The organism is Sulfitobacter sp. PR48 (assembly GCF_028807335.1).
Taxonomy (GTDB): Bacteria; Pseudomonadota; Alphaproteobacteria; order Rhodobacterales; family Rhodobacteraceae; genus Sulfitobacter.
Window position 1 is genome coordinate 1 of sequence record NZ_JARAMM010000021.1, and the last position, 24,214, is coordinate 24,214.

Sequence of the window (24,214 nt, forward strand, 5' to 3'; positions counted from 1 at the left end):
GCTCCGAATGCGCGTCTCAATGCGCCCTCCCAGGCTCGGGCGCGGCCCTTCGTTCGACAACGTAACGCAGAGCGCAGAAGAACGATTTACCTCCGGCGGCAGCCGCTTCCGGGTTTGTCAGCAATCTGACATGTCAAAAATGACATGTCATCATTTGTTGGCTGTGTCGAAACGGCAAAGCGAGGTGTCCCGCAATCCGCTGTCGCAGCACAGATCGTCTGCCGTACAGATGCGGCCCAATCCTACGGCTCGCGGAAAGCCTCGCGCGACTTGTACAAAGGTTTCAGCAGATATTGCAGCACGGTCTTTTCGCCGGTGTGCAATTCCACGCTGGCCTGCATCCCCGGCCTGATCTGCAAGGACGCCTGCCGTTCCGTCAGATGCGCGGTATCGACCTCGACCGTGACCTTGTAATGCGGGTTACCGTCGGGATCGCGGGAGCGTTCATCCTTGAAGGTATCGGCCGAAATCAGCTTCACCCGCCCCTTCAGCGTGCCGTAAATCGTGTAATCATAGGCGCTCAGCTTGACCGTCGCCTCCTGCCCCGGACGCACGCCAGCGATGTTCTCTGGCTTCACCCGCGCCTCGACAAACAATTCCTCATCCAGCGGGATGATCTGCAATATCTCCTCGCCGGGGCGCACCACGCCGCCGATGGTGGTCACGCTGAGGTTGTTGACGATCCCGCGCATCGGGCTGACCAGAATGGTGCGGTTCAACTGGTCCGTGCTGGCCTTGAGGTTCTGGCGCAGGGTGCTGAGTTCCTTGAGCACATCGGAATATTCCTGCGCCCGGTCCAGCTCCGATTGGGTCACGATCTCATCATATTTGATGCGGGCGTCCGCATGGACCTTGCGGGCACGGGTGGCCTCGATCATCGATACGATCTTGCGCTCCAGCAGATCATCCATCAACTGCCGTTCCTTGGTGGCTTCGGCCAGAACCCGCTTTGCCCCCTCGGTCCGGGAAACAAAGTCGGATTGCCGCGCCTGCAAGAGCGCGCGTTCAGAGGCCACGATATCCGGCGTGCGCGCGGCCAGTGCCTCCGGCACGGTGAAATCGAACTGGCCCGCCAGTTCCGCCTCCAGCCGCAGGCGGCGGATCTCGAAGGCCGAGATCTGGTCGCGCAGATCATCGACGGAGGATTTGAACTGTGTCCCATGCAGGCGCGCCAGCACATCGCCCTTTTCCACCACGTCCCCCTCTCCCACTGCCAGTTCGGCCAGGATGCCGCCCTCAAGGTTCTGGATGATCTGGGGGCGCGAAGAAGAAATCATCGACCCTTCCGCGCGCACGATCTCATCGACCCAGGCAAAGGCCGCCCAGATCACGAACAGCAGCACCGCCGCACCACACAGCCAGATCACCGCAGAAGGTCCGCGCATCTCGCGGCCCAGCTGCGCCTCAAGCTGGGTGGGGTTCACCAAGGTCATGCGGCATGCCCCTTACTCTTGCTGGCGATATGGTGCAGCACCTTGTCCTTGGGGCCGTCGATGGTCATCCGCCCCGCCTGAAGCACCATGGTGCGGTTGGTCAGCGCCAGGATCGGCGCGCGGTGTGTCGCGATGATGGCCGTGCGACCCGCCATCCAGCCCTGCAACCGGGCCACCAGCGTGGCCTCAAGGGTCTGGTCCAGGGCCGCGGTCGGCTCGTCCAGCAGGCATATTTTCGGATCCTGCAGCCACAGCCGCGCCCATCCGATGGACTGGCGCTGCCCGATGCTCAGCCCCGCGCCATTGTCCTTGATTTCAAGGTCCAGCCCCTTGGGATGCGCCTGCACGAAGGGGCCAAGCCCCGCAAATTCCAGCGCCTTCATCAGGCGGGTATCGTCACGTTCCAGCATGGTCAGGTTCAGGTTGTCGCGCAGGCTGCCTGCGAACAGCCGCACATCCTGCCCCAGATAGCCGATCAGACGCCGCAGATCGCGCGGTTCGATCTGGTTCATTTCCGTGCCGTCGATCATCACACGCCCGGTTGTCGGCGCATAAAGCCCGCTCATCAGTTTCAGCAAGGAGGACTTGCCGGAGCCATTGGCCCCCAGCACGGCCACCTTCTGCCCCGGCAGGATCGCCAGACCTTTTATGTCAACGATCGGCGCGCCGTCGTCCTCGTAGCGGAAGGTCACATCGCGAAATTCGAAATGCCCTTTCAGCGTCTCACGCCGCAGATAGCTGCGGGTCTCATCGGCATCCTGCGGCGCCTGGGCCACCGCCTCCAGCCCGTCGAGGGCGGATTTCACATTGCCCCAGCGCGCCATCGTTCCGGCAAGCTGGGTCAGCGGCGCCAGCGTGCGCCCGGTGAGGATGCCCACGGCAATGATCGAACCCACGGTGAATTCACCGGCAAAGACCAGATAGGTCCCCATGATCACCGCCGTGACATAGGTGGCCTGCTGCACCCCCTGGCTCCAGAAGGTCAGCATCGAGGCCAGCTTGCGCTGCTCGGAGGATTTCATCGCCGACAGCGTGTTCAGCTCGGACCACAGCCGCATCACACGATCCTCGCCGCGCTGGGTCTTGAGCGTATCCAGCTCGAATATCGTCTCATGCAGCAGGCGCGAGGATTTCGCCGATGCGCCCTGGGTTTCCTGGGTCAGCCGGATCATCCGCTTTTGCAGGAAGAACCCCGGCACCACCATCAGGATGCCCCCCAGCACCAGCACCCAGACGACATTGCCCGCGATGCTGGCCACGAGGAACAGGAACACAAAGATGAACGGCAGATCCGCCAGCGTGCCCACGGTCGAGGCGGTGAAGAATTCCCGCACCGATCCGAATTCGCGCATGGCCGAGAAGACCTGGTTCGGGGCCTGCCCCCGGTTGTCCGACCGCATGCCCAGGATGCGCCCCATCAGGATCTGCAGCACCCCCAGTTCGATCTGGCGTCCCGCCCCGTCCATCAGCCGGGCGCGGGCGATCTTGATGAAAGCCTCCATCAGCAGGGCAAGGCCCGCGCCTGCGGCCAGCACCCAGAGCGTCGCTTCGGATTGATGCGGGATCACCCGGTCATAGACCTGCAGGGAAAACAGGGCCACCGCCACCGCGAGCAGGTTCGCCACGAAGGAACCCACCGCGACCTCCGCCATCTGGCGGCGAAAGCGTTCGAACTGGCCCCAGAACCAATGGGCGGGTTTTGCATCCGTCCTGTGGGTCTCGGCCACTTTTTTCAGCGGCGCTTCGGCGCGCACGATCATGCCCGCAAAGAAGGGCTGGAATTCGGCAATGGGCACCTGTGCGCGGTTGTCCGTGCAGGTCTGGTCAAAGACGATCAGATCGCCGCGCGACTGCCCCAGCACCAGCAGAACCTGTCCCGATGTCATATAGGCCAGCGCGGGCCAGAGTGCGGGCGTCACGTTTTCCACCTTGGCGACCTGTGCCAGCAGGCCCAGAGATTTCAGCCCATGGCTGATCGCCGCGGCCTCTGCCGCCGGCCCCGCGCCTTCGCGTGTCACGCTGCCGATGCTCTCGAAGAGGTCCCGCGCAACGGCGTCGACCCCCAGCAATCCGGCATAGGTCGTGGCCAGCCGCGCACGGGCCGCGATACGGTCCTCGAACCGGTTGGCATTCTGGGCGCGGGCCACGGCAGCAACGGGATTTGCCGGGGCAATGCGACCCTGATTTCCATTGGTGATGGTCAGGGTAAAGGCGCGCTTGTCGGTCAAATCTGATCCCCGTCTGCCAGCACGCCCAGAAGTCTGGCCATATCCAGCCGCAGCCGCACCACCTCGTATTTCAGGCTGACCTCGGCCTGCTGCTGGCGGGCAAAGGTCTCGTAGACGCCCACCACATCCATGACCTGCCGCTGGCCCGCATCATATTGCTGTTGAAAGAGATCAAGGTTCCCCCTGGCCTGCGCCGTGAGGCGGGCAGCCTCCGTGGCCTGGCGCGATTTCGCGGCAATCTGGCTTTCCAGTTTTCGCAAGCTGCGGGCGGAATCCTCCTGCGCCTGGGCGACCCGGCGGGCGGCGGTTTCCTTGGCGGCCTCGATGGCCTTGAGCGTGGCACCGGTGCCAAAACCGATCAGGCTGTCGCTGGTCACCCGCAGGCCGACATTGGTGCTGTCCCCGACGGTGCCCCCGGCAGAAAGCCCCGGCAGCTGGCCCGCGCGTTCCACCTTGGCCCTTGCGATGCTGCGGGTTTTCTCCGCCTCGGCCAGCACCACAGGCAGCGGCTGGGCCGTACCGGCACTGACTGCAAGCTCCGGGACGCCGCGCAGGTCGGAAACCGGCTGGATCGCCATTGCGTTCAATTCCGCCAGGGATGTCCGCGCCAGTTCCGCATTGGCGGTCTGGGTGGCGCGGATCTCGGCCAGTTTCTGGCGCAGGATATTGAGGTCGGACATGTCCGATACGCCGCCGCGCACCCGCTCGCCCATCACATATTCGAAATGCCCCATATCGCGCAGCGCCGCCTCTGACAGCACCGCTTTCTCGCGCGCTTCGGCGGCGGTGACATAAAGCGTCAGCCCGGTGTGAACGCGGTCGTTGGTATCCACCGCAAGGCTCACGGCCGCAACCTCGACATCGGCAATGGCAAATTCGCGCTCGCCCTTCTTGCGGCCATTGTCGAACAGGACCTGATCCACCACCAGGTTGGCCACCACCGACCCCAGCGAGGTCAGGCTGATGTCGGGCCCGATGCGCGGCAGCCAGTTCTTGCTTGCCGCCTCGGAGCGCAGGCGCGCGGCGCGCAGCTCCGCTTCCGCCGTGCGGGAATTGGCGGCCAGAACCGCCTTTGCCACCTGGTCGAAACTGCTGCCCGGCGGCAGGGCAGAGCGGCGCGCGGCCAAGCCCTGAATGATCTGGCTTTCGGCGTTCACGTCCTCGCTGTGGGTCTTCCGGCCCGGCGCCAGCGGATCGGCGAACCTGGTGCGCGAAACGATGTTGTCCGCCACCCAGCCATTTCCCATGTCGGAAAGACAGCCCGACAGGGTGACTGCAATCGCGCAGGCCCCGAAAGCCCCTTTTACACCGTATGTCATGCCCTGCCCTCAATAGCCGGTTCGTTCCGGGGGCGCGGATCATTTGCCGCCCGCGCCTCCCTGGTCGTGTGTCGGCTCAGATCACCACTGTCACATCGTCGTCGATGTAAAGCGTGCCCTCCTCGCCCAAGGTATAGATGTCATAGCTCTGACCGTCGCGGATGGTGGACCCGGTACGCACCGCACCGGTGACCGTCACCGTATCATCGGCACCGCCGTCGATCTGCAACTCGTTGGTGTTGGAGGACAGGTCCAGCAGCGTCGCCTCGTTGATCGTCAGATTGCCTTCCTCGGCAAAGCTCAGATCAATGGTTTCGATGTTGTAATCGCCCAGCACATCCGAATTCAGCGCAACCTCGGAGTTCACGGATTCGTCGTCCAGCACCACGTAGGTGCCGGATGTATTGCCCGCATCATCGGTGGCGGTGATCACCAGATGCGACCCGTCCGGGACCTGGGTGCCGAACTGGAAGTTGGTCTCGTTGATCTGCGGGATATCCACGGATGTGGCGTCGACCTCGGTCACCGTGCCGTTGTTGTTGACCTGGTGGACCTCGATCATGTCGTCATTGATCTCCGTCGAAATGCCCCGGATGCCGTCGCCGTCGCGGGTGTAGGAGGCGATGACCGGACCTTCGGGCGCATCGGTGTCGATGGCCAGGGTGTCCGACAGGGTTGCCACGTTGCCGACAGCATCGGTCGCGGTGACCACGATAGCCGCGTCATAGGTGCCCGGACGGATCGCGCCCGGCGGAATGGTCAGGGACCAGTTGCCAGCCGCATCGACGGTTGCGCTGTGGTTCGCCCCGTCGAAGTTGACCACGACGGTTGAACCCGCCTCGACCTGACCACCCAGGTCAATGCCGGTGGCGGCCTCGGCGGCAGAGGCCACGTTGTCGGCCCCGCCCCCGGTTTCGGTCATGTTCAGCGGGACAACTTCGGTGTCGACGCGGATGCTGTCGGTCACGGTGGCGGTATTGCCCGCGGCATCCGTGGCCTGGACCGAGACATCGGCGTCATAGGTGCCCTGGGCGATCTGGCTGGCGGCATAATCGGCGATCCAGTTGCCATTGGCATCGACCACCGCGTTCACCGCCACGCCGTTCAGGGTGACCACAACAGAGGTGGAGCCGACCTCGGTCGTGCCGGTGATCTGCACACCGCCCCCGTCGGTGCGTTCCAGCCCGTTGATCACCCCGTCCCCTTCGACGATCTCGGCATTGATGCTCAGGTTGTCCACCCGGGTGTCGACGGCCACGCTGTCCACGGCCTCCAGCACATTGCCCGCGCTGTCGGTGGTGGTGGCGTGGATATCGGCGATATAGTCGCCGGGCGCGACTTCACCTGCGGCAAAGTTCGCGGTCCAGTTGCCTGCCGCATCGGTGGTCACGGTATGGCTGACACCTGCCATGGTCACGGTCACCAGCGCGCCGGGGTTCGAGGTGCCGTTCAGCACGACGCCGTCGCTGGCCTCTGCCGCGTTCACCACATCGTCGCCTTCGACAGGTGCGGAAGAGATCGTGAGGATGCCTGCATCCCGGTCGATCTCCACGTCCTGCGTGATGTTCTCCACATTGCCCGCCGCATCGGTGGCGACGGCAGTCATGACCGCGGTTTGCGCGCCACCCGGAATTTCGGAGGAAGCGAAGGTGACTGTCCAGGTCCCGTCCGCCGCAACCGTCGCGGCATGGGTGGCAGAGCCAAGCGTGACAAGAACGGTCGAGCCCGGCTCAGTGGTGCCGGTCATGACAAGATCCTGCAAGGCTTCTTCGATGTTGATCACGCCATCCGCGCCGCCGGTTGTCCCGGTAAAGCCAAAGTCGCGCACCAGCGTGTCGATCTCGACCTCGCCGCTGGCGGTGGAGGTATTGCCGAAGCTGTCCGTCGCCACGGCGGTCACGGTCGCGCTTACCTCGCCGGTGGGGATTTCACCCGCCGCGAAATCGCAGGTCCAGTTGCCATCCGCATCGACGGTCGCCTGATGGGTGCCGGTGCCGAAGGTGACCATGACGGTCGATCCGGGCTGCGCCGTGCCGGTCAGGGTCACACCGTCCTGGCGTTCCTCGGCGTTGACAGTGCCGTCGCCTTCGACATTTTCGGTGTCGATGGTGACATCCGTCACGGTATCGACCACCAGAACATCCGAAACGCTGGTGCTGTTGCCATAGGCGTCGGTTGTGACGATCTGAACATCCGTGCTGTATTCACCGGACTGCAGCGTGCCTGCCGCCCAGGTGACCGACCATGTGCCATCTGCAGAGACCGTGGTGCTTTGCGCGATGCCCGCGATTGTCACCACGACGGAGGCGCCCGCCTCCCCCGTGCCGGTCAACGTGACGCCATCGGCAAAGCTGGTGGCGTTGAAGAAATCGTCAACCGACTGGGTGCCGCTGGTGACCGTGATGCCGGGGGCGATCGTGTCGATCTGCACCTCGCCCGTGGCAGAAGTCGCATTGCCATAGGTATCTGTCGCCACCGCCGTGATGGTCGCCATCAGCTCGCCCGTGGGCACCTCGCCCGCGACAAAGACCGCGCTCCAGGTGCCTTCGGCGGTGGCGGTCACCGTCTGGGTGCCGGTGCCGAATGTGACCACCACAGTGGCCCCTGCATCTGCGGTGCCGGTGACAGTCACACCGACGTCATGCTCTTCGGCGTTCACCACGCCGTCACCACCGATGATATCGGTGTCGATGGTGACGTTGACGACAGTATCCACGACCAGCACATCGGTGATGGTATTGGTGTTGCCGAATGCGTCAGAGGTCCAGACGGTCACATCGGTGGTATATTCGCCCGCCTCCAGCGTGCCGCTTTCCCAGGTGACGGACCAGGTGCCATCCTCGGCCACGGTCGTCGCCTGCTCAATGCCTGCGATGGTCACGACCACGGCCGCGCCAGCCTCGCCGGTGCCGGTTATGGTCACACCGTCATCAAAGCCTTCGGCGTTGAAATAATCATCCACCGACTGGGTGCCCGATGTCACCTCGATCTGCGGCGGGGTTGTGTCGATCACATATTCCGGCCCGTCCAGGACCGTGCTTTCGCCCTCGGTGGTGACGGTAACCTCGGCTTCATAGGTGCCGTCGGGCGGAAAATTCTCGTCTTCGAAGACCGCTTCGAAAACGCCGTCTTCGTCGATGACCGTTTCGACCTGCTGGTCCCCCAGGGTGACGATGACGGTACTGCCCGGTTCACCCCCGCCGGTGATCACCACCTGATGCGGCGCTGAATCGTCGCCGCCAATGTCGCTGGAACTGTCCGCGTCATCCACATAGGGCGCCGCCGGACCGGTGCCGCCGCCGGTGCCGCCTGTGCCGTCCGTACCTTCGCCCGCAGTGTTACCCCCGTTGGAGCTGCCGCCGCCAAGACCGCCAAGCACTGCCGCGCCGCCGACGGCTGCTGCCGCAGCGCCCGCGCCACCGCCCAGCAATCCGCCGCCCAGAAGCGGTGCCGCGAACATCGACACTTCATCGTCGGCTGCTGCCGCATTGGCCGCCACTTCGGTGCGGCCCAGATAGATCAGATCGTCAGAGGGGCTCCACTTGCCCCATTCTTCCGTCGGCCCGTATTGCGCGTAAAGTTCACCGCTGCCCGCGTCGACCAGCGAGACTTCGTTCAGATAGCCGTCTGCCGAGATGAACAACCGGTTCGCGGCACCCGATGCGTTGAAGTAATTCTCGATCATGATGACCCGGCCATCGGCCAGCGTCAGCACCAGATCATTGCCTGCGCGTTGCTGCCCGGCCAGATCGGTCTGTCTGAGATTTAGGGAAATTTCCTGACCTGCTCCGGCCTGGATGACATGACTTTTCGCCTCTGAGGCGACAACACCACGTTGCAATCCGCCCGCGTTATCGCGGACGACGAAATCTATCGTCTTCATAGCACCACCACTCTACCTCAAAGTCCTCGTTCTATGCGGGACTTCTGTAATTGATTTTATGCGTGCCAGCCGTTCTATCGCCCGTGCACGTTTTTGATGTCCCCGGGATACTCCGAAAACCCTTTTGAAACTAGTGCCTTTTTCTCGCCTTAGTTCATTTTCAACCACAAGGTGAGAGGCTTGTGGCACAATTCCGGTCGGTCAGAGGCGCGATTGCCAATAAGTCATAGGACATATCGCAGGTGCGAAAAATGATGGCATTCTCGCAACAGTTGACAATTTCCCGGGCGCGGCAAATGTCTGACGCATGGAGATTCCTCAAAACAGCCTGCGCGACATCACCGAAGACCCCGACCTTGGCATCACACTTTCCGACGGCTGCCGCCTCTCCGCCCGGATGTTGCGACCCGCAGATGCCGATGCCGCCCCGGTGCCGGTCATCCTGGAATATCTGCCCTACCGTAAACGCGATGGCACCTGCGCGCGCGATGCGCTGACGCATCCGTGGTTTGCGCAGCGCGGATATGCCTGCCTGCGCGTGGACATGCGCGGCAATGGCGACAGCCAGGGCGTGATGGAGGATGAATATACCGCCCAGGAACAGGCCGACGCGGTCGAGGTCATCAACTGGGTCGCGGCACAGCCCTGGTGCAACGGCAATGTCGGCATGATGGGCATCAGCTGGGGCGGTTTCAACGGATTGCAGGTGGCCGCCCTTGGCCCCGATCCGCTCAAGGCCGTGATCACCCTGTGCTCCACCGTGGACCGCTTTGCCGACGACATTCATTACAAGGGCGGCTGCCTGCTGAACGAAAACCTCGGCTGGGGGGCGACCATGTGGTCCTATTCCTCCCGCGCGCCGGACCCGGCGCTGCGCGCGGACTGGCGCGAGATGTGGCTGGAACGGCTTGAGGCGGAACCCTTCCTGCCGTCGGTCTGGCTGCGCCACCAGCGGCGTGACGCCTATTGGCGCCATGGTTCGGTGATCGAGGATTACCCCGCGATCAAGGCGAAGGTGCTGGCCATCGGCGGCTGGGGCGACGGCTACAAGAACGCCGTGCCGCAACTGGTGGAGGCCTTGCCGGGGGCCAAGGGTATCGTCGGCCCCTGGGTCCACAAATATCCGCATTTCGCGATCCCCGAACCGCGCATCGGTTTTCTGCAAGAGGCGCTGCGCTGGTGGGATCGCTGGCTCAAGGACATCGACACCGGGGTGGAAGACGACCCCGATTACCGCGCCTATCTGATGGACGGGGTGCGCCCCGCCACCTGGTATGAACACCGCCCCGGCCGCTGGATCGCGGAACCAACGGGTGCCACGTCTCATCTGCCCGCCACCACCCTGCATCTGACCGACGGCGGGCTGACGGACGCCGCCGCGCCGCTGGCGGCCACCGTGTCCTCACCGCCCCATTGCGGGGCGGATGCAGGTGAATACTGCGCCATCTGGCTGGGCCCGGAACTGCCCGGCGACCAGCGCGGCGACGATGCGCTTTCCACCACCTTCGACAGCGCCCCGCTGGAGGCGGATATGGATATCGTCGGCGCGCCCCGTGTCAGACTGACCCTGGCCAGCGACCAGCCGCAGGCGCAGATCGCGGTGCGGCTGAACCACATCCACCCGGATGGCGCGGCAACCCGTATCACCTATGGGGTGCTGAACCTCAGCCACCGCGACGATGCAGAGGCGGTCACCCCGATGACCCCCGGCACGCCGGTGGAGATCACCCTGGACCTCGACCACATCGCCTACCGCGTGCCGGCAGGTCACCGGCTGCGGCTGTCGATATCGGATGCCTACTGGCCGCTGATCTGGCCCAGCCCCGCCCCCACCCGTCTGAGCCTGAGCGCAGGCCGGATCGACCTGCCCCAGCGCCCTACAAAGGGCGGGGACGAACATCTGTTCGAACCCCCGGCCGCCGCCGACCCCTGGCAAACCGAAGAACTGCGCCCCGAAGCCCACATCAGGCGGCGCGAGGTCGATATGACGACGGGCGACATCACCCTGTTCATCGAGGATGACTTCGGTGCGGTGCGTGACGCGGACCATGGCCTGATCAACGGATCGGTTGCGCGTGAGGCCTGGACCATCAACCCCGATGACCCCCTGTCAGCCCGCGGCCAATGCCACTGGACCGATGAACTGGTGCGCGGTGACATTTCGCTGCGGACGGAAGCCACCTGCATGATGACCAGCAGCGCAACGGCATTTCATCTCAATGCCCGCATCGAAGCCTATGAAAACGACGAACTGATCTATGCAAGAGACATCGAAGACAACATCCCGCGCGATCACATGTAGCAAAGGCGTCACGAAAACCGCGCTATTAATCCTTGCGACATGCTGAGAAATGCGCAAACTTGACTCATCAATCAATAAAACGGGCGGACAAGCGCCCGATTCCAAAGGGGAGTATCAAATTATGAACGAACAACTGAAACATATGACCGGTCAGGTCGCCAAGGGCCTGATGACGCGCCGCGAATTCATCGGCCGCGCCGCGGCTCTCGGCGTGACCGCGGCTGTTGCCAACACGATGCTGGCTGAGCGTGCCCAGGCCCAGGAAACTCCCAAGCGCGGCGGCATGATCCGCATCGGTTCCTCAGGTGGTGAATCGACCAACACCCAGGACCCGGCCCTGACCGCTTCGGAAGTGCCGCTGAACAACCTCTATGCCTGGGGCGAAACCCTTGTCGAAGTCAGCCCCGACGGTACGCTTGAGCCGCGCCTGTCCGAAAGTTTCGAGGCCTCTGCCGACGCCAAGACCTGGACCTTCAAGATCCGCAAGGGCATCCCCTTCTCCAACGGCAAGGACATGACCCCCGACGACGTGCTGAAGACACTTCAGCGCCATTCGAACGAAGACAGCCAGTCCGGTGCCCTGGGCATCGTCAAGGGCATCGCCGACATGAAGGTCGATGGCGACTACGTGGTGCTGGAGCTGGAGGAAGCCAACGCCGACCTGCCGTACCTGATGTCCGACTATCACCTGATCATCCAGCCGAACGGCGGCATGGACGATCCCGGTGCCGCCATCGGGACAGGTGCCTATACGCTTGAAATCGACGAGCCGGGCGTGCGCCACGCCTTCAAGCGCCGCGATGACTATTGGGACAGCGAGAACCGTGGCTTTGCGGACGAATTCGAACAGCTTGTGCTGAACGATGCAACCGCACGCACCGCGGCGCTGCAATCGGGGCAGGTGCATCTGATCAACCGCGTCGATCCAAAGGTTGCCGCCCTTCTGGCACGCGCACCGAACCTTGAGGTGCGCAACGTCTCCGGCCCCGGCCATTACGTTTTCATCGCCCATATCGACACCCCGCCTTTCGACAACAATGACCTGCGGCTGGCGCTGAAATATGCCATCAACCGCGAGGAAATGGTGGACAAGATCCTGCGCGGCTACGGCACCGTGGGTAATGATATGCCGATCAACAAGGCCTATCCGCTGTTCGACGAAAGCATTCCGCAGCGCGAACATTCCATCGAGAAGGCCAAGGAACATTATGCGGCCTCCGGCCACGACGGCAGCCCGATCATCCTGCGGGTATCCGACGGGGCCTTCCCCGGTGCGGTCGACGCCGCAGCCCTGTTCCAGCAGTCGGCGCAGGCCGCTGGCATTCCGCTGGAAATCAAGCGCGAACCCAATGACGGCTACTGGTCCGAAGTCTGGAACGTGCAGCCCTTTTGCGCCTCCTACTGGGGCGGACGTCCGGTGCAGGACCAGATGTATTCCACCGCATATCTGTCCACCGCAGACTGGAACGACACGCGCTGGAAACGGCCCGAGTTCGACGCCATGCTGAAAGAGGCCAAGGCCGAGCTGGACACCGCCAAGCGTAAGGAACTCTATTCCAAGATGGGCCGGATGCTGCGCGATGAAGGCGGGTTGATCCTGCCGATGTTCAACGACTTCATCAACGGCGTCAGCAATGATGTCGGTGGCTGGATCGACGATCCCTACGGTGAGATGATGTCGAACCAGGCCGCAATCAAATGCTGGTTGAAGAACGCCTGATCGGGGCGTAGCGGAGATGCACCCGATCCTGAAACTCATTGCCCAGCGCCTTGCGCTGGGCATCCTGCTGCTTTTTGCGGCCTCAATCCTGATCTTCGCCGGCACGTCGATCCTGCCCGGCGATGTCGCCCAATCCATTCTGGGGCAATCGGCCACCCCCCAGGCGCTGGCCAACCTGCGCGAACAACTGGGCATGAACGATCCCGCCCTGACCCGCTATTTCTCCTGGCTTGGAGGGTTCCTGCAAGGCGATCTCGGCACCGCGCTGACCAATGGCCGCGACATCGCGGAAAGCCTTGGCGGACGCCTCAAGAATACGCTGTTCCTCGCCTTCTGGGCCGCTGTCATCTCGGTGCCGCTGGCGATTTTCCTGGGGCTGCTTGCCGTCCGCTACAAGGACCGCTGGCCGGACAAGCTGATCTCGGCGGTGACGCTGACCACCATTTCCATCCCGGAATTCATGATCGGCTATGTCCTGATCTACTGGATTTCGATCCGGCTGGGCTGGTTTTCCTCTGTCGCGATCATCAACGACGGCATGACGCTGGGCCAGAAACTGAACGCCATTGCGATCCCCGTCATGGTGCTGACCCTGGTGGTGCTGGCCCATATGATGCGCATGACCCGCGCCGCGATCCTGAACGTGATGCAATCGGCCTACATCGAAACCGCCGAGTTGAAGGGCATGCGGATGCTGACGATCATCCGAAAACACGCCTTCCCCAATGCCGTTGCGCCGATCGTGAACGTGGTGATGCTGAACCTCGCCTACCTGGTGGTTGGCGTTGTGGTGGTGGAGGTCGTCTTTGCCTATCCGGGCATGGGGCAATACCTCGTGGATCACGTCTCCAAACGTGACGTGCCAGTGGTGCAGGCCTGCGGGCTGATCTTTGCGGCTGTCTATATCGGGCTGAACCTGATTGCCGATATCGTGTCGATCCTGGCCAATCCAAGGCTGAGGCATCCAAAGTGAAAACGGCGCATTTTTCCCCGAAAAAATGCGCCGCGCGCGACCACGCGTTTTCCCGAAGGGAAAGCGCCGGGAGACGCCCGGCGCAGAAGAAGCGCCTGACGGCGCACCAAGCTACGGAACAGGCTATATGAAAAATATTCCCATATCCGCCATGATCGGCCTGTTCTTCACCGGCCTCTATTTCCTCATGGCCATCTTCGCCCCGCTGATCGCCCCCTACGGCATGGCCGAAACCGTCGGCGACGTCTGGGAAGCGCCCTCTTCGCAGTTCCTGCTGGGCACCGACAGCATCGGGCGCGACCTGCTGACGCGCCTGATCTACGGCGGGCGCACCACGATCTTCATCGCCACGATGGCCACCATCCTCAGCTTTGTCACCGGATCGGTCCTGGGATTCTTCGCCGCCGTCTCGGGCGGCTGGATTGACCAGACGATCTCGCGCCTTGTGGACCTGATCATGTCGATCCCCTCGCTGATCTTCGCGCTGGTGGTACTCTCGGTCATGCCGACCACCACCACGATCCTCATCGTGTTGATGGGGCTGCTTGATTCCACCCGCGTCTACCGGCTGGCCCGCGCCGTGGCGGTGGACATCACGGTGATGGATTATGTCGAGGCCGCCCGCCTGCGCGGCGAAAAAATCGGCTGGATCATCTTCCGCGAGACGCTGCCGAATGCCCTGTCGCCACTGGTGGCTGAAATGGGCCTGCGCTTCATCTTTGCGGTGCTCTTCATCTCGACCCTCAGCTTCCTCGGCCTTGGCGTACAGCCGCCGCTGGCGGACTGGGGCGGCATCGTGAAGGAAAACAAGGAAGGCATCAACTATGGCATCCAGGCGGCCCTCTATCCGGCCTATGCCATCGCCACCCTGTGCATTTCCATCAACCTGGTGGCGGACTGGATCCTGAACCGTACCACATCACTGAAAGGGGGCAGAGGATGAGCGATCCCCTCCTCAAGGTATGCGGCCTTAAAATCGGCGCGACCATCTATCCGCCCGGCGAGCGGCCCCGCGACATCGAAATCGTGCATGGCGTGGATTTCGAACTGGAGGCCGGCAAGGTCCTCGGCCTGATCGGTGAATCCGGGGCCGGCAAATCCACCATCGGCCTGGCCGCCATGGCCTATGGCCGGGGCGGTGTGGAGCTGACCGGTGGCGAAGTCTGGGTCAATGGCCGCGACATCCTGCAGACCGGTGTCGGCGACGTGCGCCGCCTGCGCGGCGGCGAGGTCACCTATGTCTCACAATCCGCCGCCGCCTCCTTCAACCCGGCCAAAAAGATCATGGAACAGGTGACAGAGGCCGCGATCCGCCAGGGCAAGTTTTCCCGCAAGGAGGCCGAAAGCCGCGCGGTGGAACTGTTCGGCAAGCTGGGCCTGCCCGACCCCGAAACCATCGGCAACCGCTATCCGCATCAGGTGTCAGGCGGTCAGCTGCAACGCTGCATGACAGCGCTTGCGCTTTGCCCCGAACCCGACCTCGTGGTGTTTGACGAACCCACCACCGCGCTGGATGTGACCACCCAGATCGACGTGCTGGCCGCCATCAAGGAAGCGATCCGCGACACCGGCGTTGCCGCGCTCTATATCACCCACGACCTTGCCGTCGTGGCGCAGGTCAGCGACCACATCATGGTGCTGCAACAGGGCGCGATGGTCGAATATGGCACCACGGACCAGATCATCAACAACCCGCAGGAAGAATACACCCAGGCGCTGGTCTCTGTCCGGTCGATCCAGCACGAGGAAAAGCAACCCACCGACAATCCACTGCTGCGGGTGGAGAACATCACCGCGCGCTACAGGGGCACCGATTTCGACGTGCTCAAGAACGTGAACGTGGAGCTGCACCCCGGCCAGACCCTTGCCATCGTCGGCGAAAGCGGTTCGGGCAAATCGACGCTCGCACGGGTGATCACCGGCCTGCTGCCGCCCAATGAGGGGCAGATCGTGTTTGACGGGCGCAACCTGTCGCCCGCGCTGGCGCAACGCAGCTACGAGGACCTGCGCGAGCTGCAGATGATCTACCAGATGGCCGACACCGCGATGAACCCCCGCCAGACCGTGGGCACGATCATCGGACGGCCGCTGGAGTTCTATTTCGGCCTCAAGGGCAAAGCCAGGCAGGAGCGCATCCAGGAACTGCTGGACGAGATCGAACTTGGCGACGGCTTTCAGGATCGCTATCCGGCAGAGCTTTCTGGCGGGCAGAAACAACGCGTCTGCATCGCCCGCGCACTGGCGGCCAAGCCCAAGCTGATCATCTGCGACGAAGTAACCTCGGCGCTCGACCCGCTGGTGGCCGACGGCATCCTGAAACTGCTGCTCAAACTGCAAAAGATCGAAGACGTTTCCTATCTCTTCATCACCCACGATCTGGCTACGGTAAAAGCCATCGCCGACAGCATCGCGGTGATGTACCAGGGCGCTGTCGTGCGCTACGGCCCGAAATCGCAGGTATTGGCCCCGCCTTTCGATGCCTATACCGAACTCCTGCTCAGCTCGGTGCCCGAGATGAAACTGGGCTGGCTGGAGCAGGTCATTGAAACCCGCCGCATGGAAAGCGCCGGGAACTAGGTCGCGTTTTTCCCCGAAAAAACGCGACCAGTGCGACCAAGCGTCTTTTCAAAGAAAAGGCGCGGGGAGGCACCCGGTCAAGTTCAACCCCAGCGCGGCCAAGCGTTTTTCCCCGAAAAAACGCGACCAGTGCGACCAAGCGTCTTTTCAAGGAAAAGGCGCGGGGAGGCACCCGGTCAAGTTCAACCCCAGCGCGGCCAAGCGTTTTTCCCCGAAAAAACGCGACCAGTGCGACCAAGCGTCTTTTCAAGGAAAAGGCGCGGGGAGGCACCCGGCAGGCCCGGGCCGCCTTGCTCCGCTTTGCCCTGCCCCAACCTGTCGCATGCCATCCGAAAGCGACACAAACCTACGGATTTTCTGATTCCTGTCGGAAGGCCGTGCCCAGCAATCCCGCCTCGAATGCCAAGCATTTCCGACCCAACCGGACCTTAGGTGAAGCGCACGCGAGGGTTCGTTATGCGAACTTTGCTGACATTGCCATTGGCGCGGTGCCTGCCCCCCCAACACCCCGCCCGGCGCAAGCCGGGCATCGCCCGACCTCCCCCCGGAGGGCGATTTTGCAACCTTTGCCATCACATGACCCGGCGTGGGGGCTGAAACGCTTCCCACCATACTGAGGTTTGGAACGCCCTCCAGGTCGGGCGACACCCGGCCTGCGCCTCATGATAAATGGGACTCTTTCCCGCCGTTCGCTGCAATTTCCGCGGATGACCGCTTCGCCCCTGCGCCTGACGTAGCACAGCGATCCGGGTCAGCAATGTGACGCAAAAGTCGGTTTTACTTGGCAACTGACATTACCCCGCGCAGCGCGCAGCGTAGGTCTCGATCAGCCGCCGCGCCGCCCGGTCCTGCGCATCCTCTGCCGGGGTGCCGTCCAGCGTCCAGACCTCCAGCGCCTCGACCAGCGGGCCGATCCCTTCACAGGGCTGCTCATAATAGAGTTCCATTTGCACCCGGTACTGCAGGATCGTGCGCCGCTGGGCCTGCGCGCGGGAGGAGACGGCGACCTCATCCGTCATCGCATAGGCCGCGCCCAGCTGTTTCCGCGCTGCCGCGAGGTCGAAGGCATCGCCCTCCGCCCCCAGGATACGGCCCTTGAACAGCGCAAGTTCAACCCGGTCGGATGCGCTGCGCGCGCTGCTTTCCAGCGTCTCCGCAATTTGCAAGGCATCCCTTGTGCGGCCCTGAAGCAACAGTTGATCGGCAAGGATCTGCGCCTCCGAGGGTTGAAAGAACTCCGGCTGCTGCTGCCAATATGCGAAAGTCTGACTGCCCAGCCGCTGCCGCAACCCTGCATTCGCCGCCTCGAAACTGCCGGCCCCCGAAATTCCATCTGCCTCGTTCAGCGCATAGGCCTTTTCGTTCAGCTTCTGGATTTCACGCAGATTGCTTTCGATTGCGCTGATCGTGGCGCGGTCCTGCCCCTTAAAGCGCAGGTAGACATCGTCGTAAAACGTGTAGCAGGCCAGCACGAAGGCCAGCGGCAGGCCGGAGAGTTTGACCCAATCCTGCCAGCTGTTGTCACTGTACCACCGTTTGTCGCGGCGGGCCTCATCTGCGGAACGCTCGAACGCGCTGAGCCGGGCGCGCAGCCGGTCGTTTTCTGCGCGCAGGTCATGATCCGGCACTGGCGCTTACCAATGTTCTGATTTTGCATGCCCGCAACGGGCACAGTCAAATCCACCGGGAGGATCGACATAGCTGGGGCACCCGCAGCCCGATGCGGTGCATTTGCCGGTGCCCATTGTCGGTGCATCCTCGCCGGTGCCGCCTGTCCGTTTCAGCGGCAGTGTTTCGGCATCTGTCTCCAAGGTCCAATGTTTCATGAAAAACCCCCTGATTCCAATCCCGCGATGCTATCACAGGTTGGATTTTCGCCAAAGCGGGCAAGCAAGGCATGCCGGGTCAGCAAAGCACCCCTATGCCGGGCACCGCGATCACGCGGCTGTTTGACCACGGGTTAGCCGTTGCACCGCACCCGCGCCTGCGATCATATGACCGCAACCAGGGAGGCCCGACATGGACAAGAAACTGCTGCTGATCATCCTTGACGGGGTGCCATACCGGAACTGGCGCCGCCTGTTCGGCAACCTCGAAGGGTGGGTGCAATCCGGCGATGCCCGGGTCTGGAAAATCCGGGCGGTGCTGCCCTCGATCTCGGCCTCCTGCTATGCTTCGATCCACACCGGCGTGGCACCGGCCGCGCATGGTTGCACCGGGAACGGCAATGTCTTCCGGCTGGGGCATAAAGACGTGTTCAGCCAGGTCCGCGCAGGCGGCGGCGTGACGGGCGCTGTGGCGCATTCCTTCTGGTCGGAGTTCTTCAACCGCCACCCCTTCGACTATGTGCGAGACATCGAATACGACGAGCCCGACAGCGACACGATCAACCACGGGCGGTTCCACACGATGACCGGCTATGGGCAGGTCAACCAGATGACCCCTTCCGACGTGGATCTCTTTGCCACGCTCACCAATCTGTGCCTGCGGTTCGGGCTGAACTACGGCATGCTGCACACCTGTACCCTGGACAGCATGGGGCACCGGTTCTTCCACGATTGCCAGGAGATGGACCACGCCTGCGCCGTGATGGACGAGATGCTGGCCCCCTTCATCTCCAAATGGATGGCGGCAGGATATGAGATCATCGTGACCGCAGATCACGGTCAGGACGAGCGCGGCCACCACGGCGGGCGGGGCGAGCTGCAACAGGATGCGGCGCTTTACTACTTCGGCCCCGCCGAAGGCCCCCGCGCGGATACCGTGATCGACCAGTTGCAACTGGCCCCCACGATCCTGCACCGCCTCGGCGCGCCGGTCGCGGATACGATGAAGGCGGCATCCTTTCTGAAGTGACACGCCGGGTCCCGGCGTTTTCAGAAACGCCGGTCCGCTTTCTTCAAAGAAAGCGATGCCAAGGGCTCAACGCCACGCGCCTTGCCACCCCCGGAGTTTTCAAAACTCCGACCCGTTCTTTTCAAATGGGACGGAATCCGAACACCTCACATCTGCGCGTCTGAATAAGGCCAGTCGCCCCGTCCCAAAGCCGCGATCCCCTCCACCACCTTGTCAAAGAATGCCGCCGCACGGGAGGACATGGCCCGGGCGCGCAGGCAGCCATGTACCATGCCGGGCTCATTGAACCAGACCGCCTGCCCGCCGGCGCCGCGTATCGCGTCGCGATATGCCCCGCCGTCGCTGGCAAGCGGATCACATTCCGCCGTGATCAGCACGCTTGGCGGCAGGCCGGTGAAATCCGTGTCACTCAGCGGGGCAAATCGGGGATCATCTGTCGGCGGCTCCCCTTCCCCGACACGGACCTTGAGGTAGAACGCCAGATCCGCGGCCGTAAGCTGTGGCGCATTTGCATGCTCCACATAAGACCCCTGCCCCCGGTCACCGCCCAACCCGGGATAGATCAGCAGCTGACCCCTGATCCGGCCCGGCAGGTCGTGGCGCGCCTGATGCGTCACCGCAGCGGCAAGGTTGCCGCCCGCGCTGTCACCCGCCATGACCAAAGGACCGGGGTGAACCTTCGCGATGGCTTCGAAAGCGGCACAGGCATCGTTGAAACAGCCCGGAAAGACCACCTCGGGCGCCAGCCCGTAATCGACCGAGATCACCCGGTATCCCGTGCGGTCACAGATCGCGGCGCAGATGTCGTCGTGGCTGTCCAGCCCGCCCACAACGAAACCGCCACCGTGGTAATAGACCACCGTGACATCCGTCGCCGTCTTCTCGTAGATCCGGCAGGGCACCGCGCCATAGGGGATGTCCCGCACAACGATCCTTGCGGGCCGTCCCTGATCAAAGAGGCGGCACATCCGGTCATAGACCTGCCGCTGTTCCCTGATCGTCATCTCGACGGCGTCCGGCGGATAGGCGGCATCAAGCCGCGCGATATAAGCCCAGGTCTCGGTGTCGATCAGCTGGTCATAATCCGGGGCGTTCACGCCTCCTCCCATGGCCGGGTAAAGCTGTCGAGCACGGCCCCGACGTCCTGCGGCGCGGCACCGTTCATGGAAATCCTGGCGACCAGGCCGCGTTTCTTGTCGTCGACCACATGATCCACCCGCGCGGCACTGCCCGCCGCCGTCAGCGCGGCATCATAGACACGGGTGATCGCATCCTTGCGCAGATCGGGTTTGAAAATCTTGCCCACCGCCGTTTTCGGCAGTTCCTTCATGATGGTGACATGTTTGGGCTGGGCCGCACGTTCGTGGACCTTCTCGCTGCAATAGACCAGCAATTCCTCTTCCGTGACCTCTGCCCCTTCGACCAGTTCCACATAGGCGCAGGGGATTTCACCCGCATGGGCATCCGGCTGTCCGATGGCCCCTGCAAAGGCGACGGCATCATGTCCCAGAAGCGCCTCTTCGATCTCGGCCGGGTCGATGTTGTGCCCGCCGCGAATGATCAGGTCCTTGGACCGGCCGGTGATCCACAGGTAGCCGTCCGCATCCATCCGGCCCAGATCACCGGTGCGCAGGAACTTGTCCTTGTAGTACAGATCCTTGTTCTTGTCCGCTTCGGTATAGGTATTGCCGACATAGACACCGGGGTTCGACACGCAGATTTCCCCCACCTCATCGATGCCCAGTTCCTTGCCGTTGCTGACGATCTTGATCTCGGTATAGGGGAAGGGAATCCCGATCGAGCCCACCTTTTTCAGCCCGTCCACCGGGTTGCCCGAAATCAGGCAGGTTGCCTCGGTCATGCCGTAACCTTCGACAATCGTCATGCCGGTTGTCTTCTCGAACCGGCGGAACAATTCCAGCGGCAGCGGGGCAGAGCCGGAGAACGCCGTCTTCACGCTGGAAATATCCGCATTGACCGGGCGCTGCATGGTGGCGGCAAGGGCCGTCGGAACAGAGACCACAAAGGTGACCTTCCAGCGTTCCACCAGCTTCCACAGGTTGTCGAACACGCCTTCGCCGCGATAGCCCTGCGGCGTCGGGAAAACGATATGCGCGCCCGACGAAAGCGCCCCCAGCAGCATCACCTGGCAGGCCATGACATGGAACAGTGGCAGCGGGCAGAGCATCACGTCTTCTGCGGTCAGCAGCAGTTCGGAGCCGATCCAGCCATTGTAGATGGTGCCGGAATAGAGGTGCTGCGCAACCTTCGGCATGCCGGTGGTGCCGCCGGTGTGGAAATAGAAGGCCACGCGGTCTTCCTGCACGTCCTCAAAGGTCAGCTCCTTGGGTTGCTTGCTGATCTCGGCGTTGAAGTTCAGGTACTTCGCCTGATTTCCCACCAGCCCCTTGGGCCGGATCAGCGGCACGATCCAGGATTTCGGCGGCGTCAGGTAGCGCACAAGGTCCACCTCAAGCACCGTATGAACGCCGGGGGCAAGCTTGACGGCTTCGGCTGTCTTTTCGGCCACGTCGGTCTTGGGGAAAGGCCGCAGGGTGACCACCACCGATGCCCCGGTCTCGCGCAGGATCGAGCCGATCTGTTCGGCGTCCAGCAGCGGGTTGATGGGGTTGGCGATGCCGGCCACGCCGCCCCCCAGCAGCGTCAGAACGGTTTCATTGCAATTGGGCAGGACATAGGCCACGACATCCTTCGGGCCGATGCCCAGAGACCGGAACAGGTTGGCAGTCTGGCTGACCTTGTCCTTGAGCTGGGTCCAGGTAAAGGTCTCGGCCTTGTCCTTGGGGCCGGAAAAGATCTGGTAACTGATGGCCTTGTGGTTCGGAAACTTTGCCGTTGTCCGGCTGATCAGACCATAAAGCGTTTTTGGCAGATCGCGCTCTGCCCAGGGCATTTCGCCTTCGATCTTCTTGCGGTCTTCGATACCACTGTATCCCATGAACAATCCTCCCCAAATGCCGGTTTCCGGCTGAATTTTTCCTGGGTCAAAGGATGCGATGAAACCGGGTAATTCGCAAGGCAATGTCCACCCGCACCACGGTCAAATGACGCAGCGGCAGGATTCCGGGCCGGAATTTCGCGCCCCTATTCGGCAGCGATGCCATCGGTGAATTGCAACCGTGCCAGCCGGGCATAGAGGCCCCCCCTGGCCACCAGGGCATCATGGGTGCCTGTCGCCACCACGCGCCCCGCTTCCAGAACGACAATGCGGTCCGCCTTTTTCACGGTCGCCAGACGGTGCGCCACGATCAATGTGGTACGGTCCCGGCTCAGGTGGTCCACCGCCTGTTGTACCGCACGCTCGCTTTCGGCATCCAATGCGCTGGTTGCCTCGTCCAGCAGCAGCACCGGCGCGTCGCGCAGGATCGCGCGGGCGATGGCAATGCGCTGCTTCTGCCCGCCGGACAGCATGACGCCACGCTCGCCCAGATAGCTGTCATAGCCATCTGGCAGCGCCGCGATGAAATCATGGGCGGCAGCGGCCCTTGCGGCGGCCTCCACTTCCGCATCGCTGGCTTCGGGCCTGCCAAAGCGAATGTTTTCCGAGGCCGAGGCGGCAAAGATCACCGGGTCCTGCGGCACCAGCGCGATGGCCTGGCGGAAGGCATCCCGCGCCACCTCGCGCAGGTCCACCCCATCCAGCGTGATGCGGCCGGACGAAGGATCATAGAACCGCAGGATCAACTGGATGATCGTAGTCTTTCCCGCTCCGGAGGGCCCGACGAAAGCCACCGTTTCGCCCGGCTGAATGTCCAGCGTCACCCCATCCAGCGCCGCAGTGCCGGGTCGCGCGGGGTATGAGAAATGCACATCCTCGAACAGGATCCGCCCGCGTACCGGGTCCGGCAAAACACCCGCTTCGACCGGGTCCTGCACACTGTCCTCGGCTTGCAGCAGTTCGACAAGCCGCTCCGTCGCGCCCGCCGCGCGCTGTAACTCGCCCCAGATTTCCGACAGCGCCGCAACCCCGCCCGCAACCATCACCGCATAGATCACGAATTGCACCAGTGCGCCGGGGGTCATATTGCCCTCGCGCACATCATTGGCACCGATCCACAGCACCCCGACCACGCCGGAGAAAACCAGGAAAATCACGATCACCGTCATCGCGGCGCGGGTCTTGATCCGGCGGCGGGCGGCGTCGAACGATCCTTCGGTCATGCGGGCAAAGGCATCGCGCGTCACGGTTTCATGGGTAAAGGCCTGTACCGTCTGCACCGCACCCAGGCTTTCCGACGCATTGCCGGAAGACGCCGCGATCCAGTCCTGGTTCTCCCGGCTGATGACGCGCAACCGGCGGCCCAGCACCAGGATCGGGATGACCACCGCAGGCACGATCAGCAGCACCAGCCCGGTCAGCTTGGCCGAGGTCAGCAGCATCAGCGCAAGCCCCCCCGTGAAGATCAGGATGTTGCGCAGGGCGATGGAAACGGAGGAGCCGATGACGCTGAGGATCAGGGTGGTATCGGTGGTGATCCGGCTCAGCACCTCGCCGGTCATGATCCGTTCGTAAAACGCAGGGCTCATGGAAATGACCCTGTCAAAGACCGCGCGCCGGATATCGGCGACTACACGTTCGCCCAGCCGCGTCACCAGCGCATAGCGCAGCCCGGTGCCGACAGCCAAGAGCGCCGCAATCCCCAGGGCAGCCAGAAAGTAACGGTCCAGCAGTTCGGTTTCGGCAGACCGGAAGTTGTCCACCACCCGGCGCACGGCCAGCGGCAGGGTCAGCGACACCATCGCCGTCAGCATCAGCGCCAGCACCGCCAGGGCCATCAGCCCGCGATAGGGCAGCATGAAAGGCAAAAGCGCCCGAAGCGCGCCGATCCGCCGCGACTTTTCACGTTCTTCGGTCTGGGTCGGTGCGGGAACGGGTGCGCGTGCCATGGTTCGTCCTTTTTA

Annotated in this window: 15 protein-coding genes; 6 read left to right on the plus strand and 9 right to left on the minus strand. The window is 63.1% G+C overall.

What is annotated here, in order from left to right; translation table 11 throughout:
- Nucleotides 1–242: 242 nt before the first annotated feature.
- The 4 genes from PVW51_RS20945 to PVW51_RS20960 form a co-directional block, all read right to left on the minus strand.
- Complete coding sequence (locus PVW51_RS20945) at nucleotides 243–1,433, minus strand: HlyD family type I secretion periplasmic adaptor subunit (RefSeq protein WP_274577255.1); 1,191 nt, start codon at nucleotides 1,431–1,433, stop codon at nucleotides 243–245.
- Nucleotides 1,430–3,661 (minus strand): ATP-binding cassette domain-containing protein, encoded by a 2,232-nt coding sequence (locus PVW51_RS20950; RefSeq protein ID WP_274577256.1) that lies wholly within the window; start codon nucleotides 3,659–3,661, stop codon nucleotides 1,430–1,432. Before PVW51_RS20950 ends, PVW51_RS20945 begins: the two co-directional genes overlap by 4 nt.
- Complete coding sequence (locus tag PVW51_RS20955) at nucleotides 3,658–4,980, minus strand: TolC family protein (protein WP_274577257.1); 1,323 nt, start codon at nucleotides 4,978–4,980, stop codon at nucleotides 3,658–3,660. The genes PVW51_RS20950 and PVW51_RS20955 overlap by 4 nt, the downstream gene beginning before the upstream one ends.
- A 76-nt stretch (nucleotides 4,981–5,056) precedes the next feature.
- The gene (locus PVW51_RS20960) at nucleotides 5,057–8,863 is read right to left on the minus strand and encodes an Ig-like domain-containing protein (RefSeq protein ID WP_274577258.1); all 3,807 of its coding nucleotides are present in this window, start codon (nucleotides 8,861–8,863) and stop codon (nucleotides 5,057–5,059) included.
- Between the two features lie 307 nt (nucleotides 8,864–9,170).
- Between PVW51_RS20960 and PVW51_RS20965 the strand changes: the two genes are divergently transcribed.
- The 5 genes from PVW51_RS20965 (at nucleotide 9,171) to PVW51_RS20985 (ending at nucleotide 16,435) form a co-directional block, all read left to right on the plus strand.
- A complete protein-coding gene (locus tag PVW51_RS20965; protein ID WP_274577260.1) occupies nucleotides 9,171–11,165 on the plus strand; it encodes a CocE/NonD family hydrolase in 1,995 nt (664 codons plus the stop codon).
- Nucleotides 11,166–11,286: 121 nt separating this feature from the next.
- On the plus strand, nucleotides 11,287–12,885 hold the full coding sequence (locus tag PVW51_RS20970) for an ABC transporter substrate-binding protein (RefSeq protein ID WP_269366721.1): 1,599 nt from the start codon (nucleotides 11,287–11,289) through the stop codon (nucleotides 12,883–12,885).
- 16 nt (nucleotides 12,886–12,901) lie between these two features.
- Entirely contained in the window at nucleotides 12,902–13,858 is a 957-nt protein-coding gene (locus tag PVW51_RS20975; protein WP_274577263.1) for an ABC transporter permease, read from the plus strand.
- Nucleotides 13,859–13,985: 127 nt separating this feature from the next.
- Entirely contained in the window at nucleotides 13,986–14,801 is an 816-nt protein-coding gene (locus tag PVW51_RS20980) for an ABC transporter permease (RefSeq protein WP_269366725.1), read from the plus strand.
- A complete protein-coding gene (locus tag PVW51_RS20985; RefSeq protein WP_274577266.1) occupies nucleotides 14,798–16,435 on the plus strand; it encodes an ABC transporter ATP-binding protein in 1,638 nt (545 codons plus the stop codon). The genes PVW51_RS20980 and PVW51_RS20985 overlap by 4 nt, the downstream gene beginning before the upstream one ends.
- Nucleotides 16,436–17,229: 794 nt before the next feature.
- Here PVW51_RS20985 and PVW51_RS20990 read toward each other — a convergent pair.
- Nucleotides 17,230–18,063, minus strand: coding sequence for a hypothetical protein (locus tag PVW51_RS20990; protein ID WP_274577268.1), 834 nt, complete (start codon nucleotides 18,061–18,063; stop codon nucleotides 17,230–17,232).
- 6 nt (nucleotides 18,064–18,069) lie between these two features.
- A complete protein-coding gene (locus PVW51_RS20995) occupies nucleotides 18,070–18,261 on the minus strand; it encodes a hypothetical protein (protein ID WP_114275911.1) in 192 nt (63 codons plus the stop codon).
- Between the two features lie 193 nt (nucleotides 18,262–18,454).
- Between PVW51_RS20995 and PVW51_RS21000 the strand changes: the two genes are divergently transcribed.
- Nucleotides 18,455–19,291, plus strand: a complete 837-nt coding sequence (locus tag PVW51_RS21000) for an alkaline phosphatase family protein (RefSeq protein WP_269366731.1) — start codon at nucleotides 18,455–18,457, stop codon at nucleotides 19,289–19,291.
- A 146-nt stretch (nucleotides 19,292–19,437) separates the two neighbouring features.
- Here PVW51_RS21000 and PVW51_RS21005 read toward each other — a convergent pair whose 3' ends face one another.
- The 3 genes from PVW51_RS21005 to PVW51_RS21015 form a co-directional block, all read right to left on the minus strand.
- Nucleotides 19,438–20,400, minus strand: coding sequence for an alpha/beta hydrolase (locus PVW51_RS21005; RefSeq protein WP_443288565.1), 963 nt, complete (start codon nucleotides 20,398–20,400; stop codon nucleotides 19,438–19,440).
- Nucleotides 20,385–22,250 carry an acyl-CoA synthetase gene (locus PVW51_RS21010; RefSeq protein ID WP_269366735.1) on the minus strand — a complete coding sequence of 622 codons (1,866 nt, stop codon included), beginning with the start codon at nucleotides 22,248–22,250 and terminating at the stop codon, nucleotides 20,385–20,387. The genes PVW51_RS21005 and PVW51_RS21010 overlap by 16 nt, the downstream gene beginning before the upstream one ends.
- 146 nt (nucleotides 22,251–22,396) lie before the next feature.
- A complete protein-coding gene (locus tag PVW51_RS21015) occupies nucleotides 22,397–24,199 on the minus strand; it encodes an ABC transporter transmembrane domain-containing protein (protein ID WP_274577271.1) in 1,803 nt (600 codons plus the stop codon).
- Nucleotides 24,200–24,214 lie beyond the last annotated feature (15 nt).

Excerpts from the sequence above, each read along its gene's own strand:
- PVW51_RS21015 (WP_274577271.1), bottom strand. The coding sequence starts at position 24,199 with ATGGCACGCGCACCCGTTCCCGCACCGACCCAGACCGAAGAACGTGAA.
- PVW51_RS20995 (WP_114275911.1), bottom strand. The coding sequence starts at position 18,261 with ATGAAACATTGGACCTTGGAGACAGATGCCGAAACACTGCCGCTGAAA.
- PVW51_RS20985 (WP_274577266.1), top strand. The coding sequence starts at position 14,798 with ATGAGCGATCCCCTCCTCAAGGTATGCGGCCTTAAAATCGGCGCGACC.
- PVW51_RS20970 (WP_269366721.1), top strand. The coding sequence starts at position 11,287 with ATGAACGAACAACTGAAACATATGACCGGTCAGGTCGCCAAGGGCCTG.
- PVW51_RS21000 (WP_269366731.1), top strand. The coding sequence starts at position 18,455 with ATGGACAAGAAACTGCTGCTGATCATCCTTGACGGGGTGCCATACCGG.
- PVW51_RS20960 (WP_274577258.1), bottom strand. The coding sequence starts at position 8,863 with ATGAAGACGATAGATTTCGTCGTCCGCGATAACGCGGGCGGATTGCAA.
- PVW51_RS20975 (WP_274577263.1), top strand. The coding sequence starts at position 12,902 with ATGCACCCGATCCTGAAACTCATTGCCCAGCGCCTTGCGCTGGGCATC.
- PVW51_RS20965 (WP_274577260.1), top strand. The coding sequence starts at position 9,171 with ATGGAGATTCCTCAAAACAGCCTGCGCGACATCACCGAAGACCCCGAC.
- PVW51_RS20945 (WP_274577255.1), bottom strand. The coding sequence starts at position 1,433 with ATGACCTTGGTGAACCCCACCCAGCTTGAGGCGCAGCTGGGCCGCGAG.
- PVW51_RS20980 (WP_269366725.1), top strand. The coding sequence starts at position 13,986 with ATGAAAAATATTCCCATATCCGCCATGATCGGCCTGTTCTTCACCGGC.
- PVW51_RS21005 (WP_443288565.1), bottom strand. The coding sequence starts at position 20,400 with ATGGGAGGAGGCGTGAACGCCCCGGATTATGACCAGCTGATCGACACC.
- PVW51_RS20955 (WP_274577257.1), bottom strand. The coding sequence starts at position 4,980 with ATGACATACGGTGTAAAAGGGGCTTTCGGGGCCTGCGCGATTGCAGTC.
- PVW51_RS21010 (WP_269366735.1), bottom strand. The coding sequence starts at position 22,250 with ATGGGATACAGTGGTATCGAAGACCGCAAGAAGATCGAAGGCGAAATG.